2 protein-coding genes are annotated in these 3961 nt (G+C 31.2%); both read left to right on the top strand.

Features of this window, described 5'->3' with window-relative positions; genetic code table 11:
- The first annotated feature begins 375 nt into the window (after positions 1-375).
- Positions 376-1905 (top strand): ATP-binding protein, encoded by a 1530-nt coding sequence (locus MWU56_RS16385; protein ID WP_247046482.1) that lies wholly within the window; start codon positions 376-378, stop codon positions 1903-1905.
- Positions 1906-1992: 87 nt separating this feature from the next.
- Positions 1993-3738 (top strand): AAA family ATPase, encoded by a 1746-nt coding sequence (locus MWU56_RS16390; protein ID WP_247046484.1) that lies wholly within the window; start codon positions 1993-1995, stop codon positions 3736-3738.
- Positions 3739-3961 lie beyond the last annotated feature (223 nt).

Raw genomic sequence — 3961 nt, forward strand, 5'->3', positions numbered from 1 at the left:
AGATCTAAGGTCTCACAGAACTGAACGTGCTTGGAGTAGTAAAAGAGAGAGGATTATCAATGTTGTCGAAGTCCGAAGCTTCACCGTATATACTAACCTTAATTCTCTCTTTTGTTCTTTCTGATTATTACATCAATTTAATGAGAATCAAACTTAAGTTGTGTATAAAACATAGCTGGCAAGTGCTAAATCGAAAGTTTGTTTGCATTTGCCAGCTCCGCCAAACCTGCGATTTGGCAATAATGAAAAGAAAAATGTAATTGCCAAATCGCAGATTTGGCTAAGTAATAAACCGAAACTTACCGTATTTTTATACGCTACGTTTCATACACTAACCGTTGTGCTTCATGCCAAAAAACCAATCAACAGTAAACTATGAGACTACTAACTATAAAAATTAAAAACTTCAGAAGCTATCAAGAGCAAATTGAAATTTCTGTAGGAAACCTGACTACGTTAGTTGGTAAAAATGATATAGGAAAATCTACAATATTAGAAGCTCTTGATGTTTTCTTTAATAAAGGAAAAGGTGCAATAAAAATGGATAAAGATGATGTAAATAAATCTTGTTTATCCAATGGAGATAAAATCACTGAAATATCTTTAACTTTTGACCAGTTTCCTGATTCAATTGTTATTGATAGCACAAATGAAACCTCTTTAGAAAGTGAATATCTTTTGAATGAAAACGGTCATTTAGAAATTATAAAGAGATATAGCAACGGTGGTAGTGAGAAAGTATTTATAAGAGCTAATCATCCAACAAATGAATATTGCTCTGACCTCCTTCTAAAAACACAAAAAGCTCTTCAAAAAATTATTGCTGATAGTGAAATTGAATGCGAAAACCGAACTATAAATGCTGTTATGAGAGCAGCAGTATGGTCTCATCATTCAGAAAACCTTGACCTAACGGAAATTGAAATTGATGTTACTAAAGGAGAAACGAAATCAATTTGGGATAAATTGGAAAATTACTTACCTCTTTATACGCTCTTCCAGTCCGACCGAAAAAATAGCGATGGGGACAATGAGGTTCAAGACCCTTTGAATGAAGCTGTAAGACAAATAATGAACGATGGTCAAATCCAGGAAACATTGGCAGGTGTGGCAGAACTTGTTGAAGGAAAATTACAAGAAGTTGCGGGTTTAACATTAGAAAAACTACGCGAAATGAATCCTGAAATTGCAGATAGTTTAAATCCTGTTATCCCTTCATCAGACAGTTTGAAATGGAATGACGTTTTTAAGAAGGTTTCTATTACTGGTGACGAAGACATTCCTATTAACAAAAGAGGAAGTGGTGTGAAAAGACTTATTCTTTTAAACTTCTTTAGAGCAGAAGCTGAACGGAGACGAAGGGAAAGAAATGTTCCGAGCGTAATTTATGCAATTGAAGAACCAGAAACATCGCAACACACAGCGCATCAAAAGCTATTAATTCAAGCATTGATTGAGTTATCAGACGCAGATAATACTCAAATCTTATTGACAACACACAGCCCCGTGATTGTCAAAAAAATGACTTTTGACCATTTAAGGTTAATACAGGCTGGAGATGGAGGAAAGGCAGTAAACTCCGTTTCACAAGGTCAACTTCCTTATCCTTCACTGAATGAAGTGAATTTTACTGCATTCGAGGAAATTACAGAAGAATATCATAATGAATTATATGGCTTTTTGGAAAGTGAGGGTCTAATAAATGATTTTAAAACAGGTAAAGAAACTATAGAATATATTCGCCTCAGGCGAGATGGCTCAACACTCACTGAACATAAAGTATTGACTGAATATATTCGACATCAGATACACCATCCTGAAAACACTCATAATATGAGATTTGACGAGAATCAGTTGAGTGAATCAATTAGACTTATGAGAACCTTTATTGACAATCAAAATTAAAAACACGAAAGCACAACAATCTGTATAGTGCATAGCACCCTGCGGGATGCTACGACACCATACAGTAAACGTTGTAGGTAATTTGAAATGAAAATAAAGAATTTACACATATCATCATTCAGAGGAATTCCAAATGAACAGTCTTTCAATTTCACTGACAAAAACAACAAGCCTATTTCTACTTTAATTTTTGGAGATAATGGTTCAGGAAAATCTTCTATAATTGATGCAATTGAATTTAACTTACAAGGTAAAATAGAAAGAAGTGATTCATTAAAAAATGAATTTAGAGCGTTTGCAATTTCATTAAATAAACCTGTGCTGAATGGCTCTAAAACAATTTGTACTTTAGAAAACAATTCAACAAACGAAAGAAACATAGTTGTAACATTTGATGAAGAAAAGGAAAAATATAAATTTGAGAAAAGTTATCAGAAACTTCATCCAAATTTTCAAATTGCACCTATTGCATTAAGAAGAAATGATATAATTAGTTATTCTAACACACCTGTACAAAGCAAACAAGTATTATTCTGGAAATTTATTTATAATAGTTCATCAACTGATAATGAAAATACGTTTGATAATGTGTTAATTCAAAATTTAGATAAAGAAAGGATTCAATTAAAAACTAAACGTAGAAATGAAATTGAGAATTTAGCAAAATCTTTAAAAATAGATATTGAAAAAATCCCATCAGCTAATACAAATGAATTTAATCATTTTGTTAAACATAAAGTTAGAAAAGGTTTAACAAATAGTCAATACCGTTCTTTGAAAAAAACAGGTAATCTGAAAGGAATTAATGAAAAAGCAGTTAGAATTAGTGAATATTTATCTAAAATTTCAATTGACATAAGAAATGTTGAGACACAAATAAAAAACATAAAAAGAATTAATTCGCCTTCAAAGGATTCTAAAAAAAGTGAAGTAAAAAAATTTTTATCTGAAGCATCACAACATCTGACAAAAGCATTTAAAAATATTAGTACAGTTAATTTTATAAAGGATATTAAAGTTTTAATTGGTGAATTAACAGAAGTGTCTTTTGAAATTAAAGTTACTCTGAAGAATAATAAAACAGTTACCCCAAATTCTATTTTTAGTGAAGCAAATCTTGACCTTCTAATTTTACTTCTCTACACTTCAATCATTAAAGAGTCTAATAAGTATGGTCAAAGTAAGCTTCTTATTCTTGATGATGTTCTACAGAGTGTAGACTCAACAATTAGGTTAAATTTTTTAGATTATCTAGTTAAAGAATTTAGAGATTGGCAGTTAATTATTTCTGCTCATGACAGATTATGGCTAAATCAAATAAGAAGTGTTTTCAGAAGAAACTCACATACGTTTAAAGAAATTGAGATTTATCGTTGGGATTTTGTGTCTGGTCCACAAATTTTAGAAATCGACAACGACGAAGAAAACAATGTACTTCAAGAAGCTTTGAAAACAAAAAACACACAAATCATCGCTTCACAAGCTGGTCTATTTTTAGAAACAATTTGTAATAAATTGAGTATGAATTTGAATACTAGTATTCAGAGAAAATTTGAAGATAAATATACAATCGGAGACTTATGGCCAGGTATAAAAAAGCATTTCAAAAAAACTGAACTAAATATTACAACAGAAGAAATTGATAAATTGCTTCATATTAGAAATTTATTAGGCGCACATTACAATGAATGGTCTATATCATTGAGTAATTATGAGGTCAATTCATTTGCGGAAAATATACTTTCATTCTATCGTAAAGTTTTTTGTGAAAAATGTCAAAGCTGGTTAAATCGAAATAAAAATTGTAATTGTAAAAACTTAATAATAAAATAAAAAACTACCTACAACAAAGAACTGAGGTAAAAAACAAGTAAATTCTTCTTTAATCCGAAACACTATTGTTCCAGGCCCATAGGTCCATAAATCAAATTCCCCGGGCCATTTCTATGCTGTTTTTATCAAAAACTACCTTGGCAACACCGAAACATACGATTCATCGTACGGCCTGCCTGATTTCGCAATGGCAAAGGACTGTTTGAGTAGTTTGTTGGCCACT

Origin of the sequence: Allomuricauda sp. F6463D (genome assembly GCF_023015965.1) — a bacterium.
Taxonomy (GTDB): Bacteria; Bacteroidota; Bacteroidia; order Flavobacteriales; family Flavobacteriaceae; genus Flagellimonas.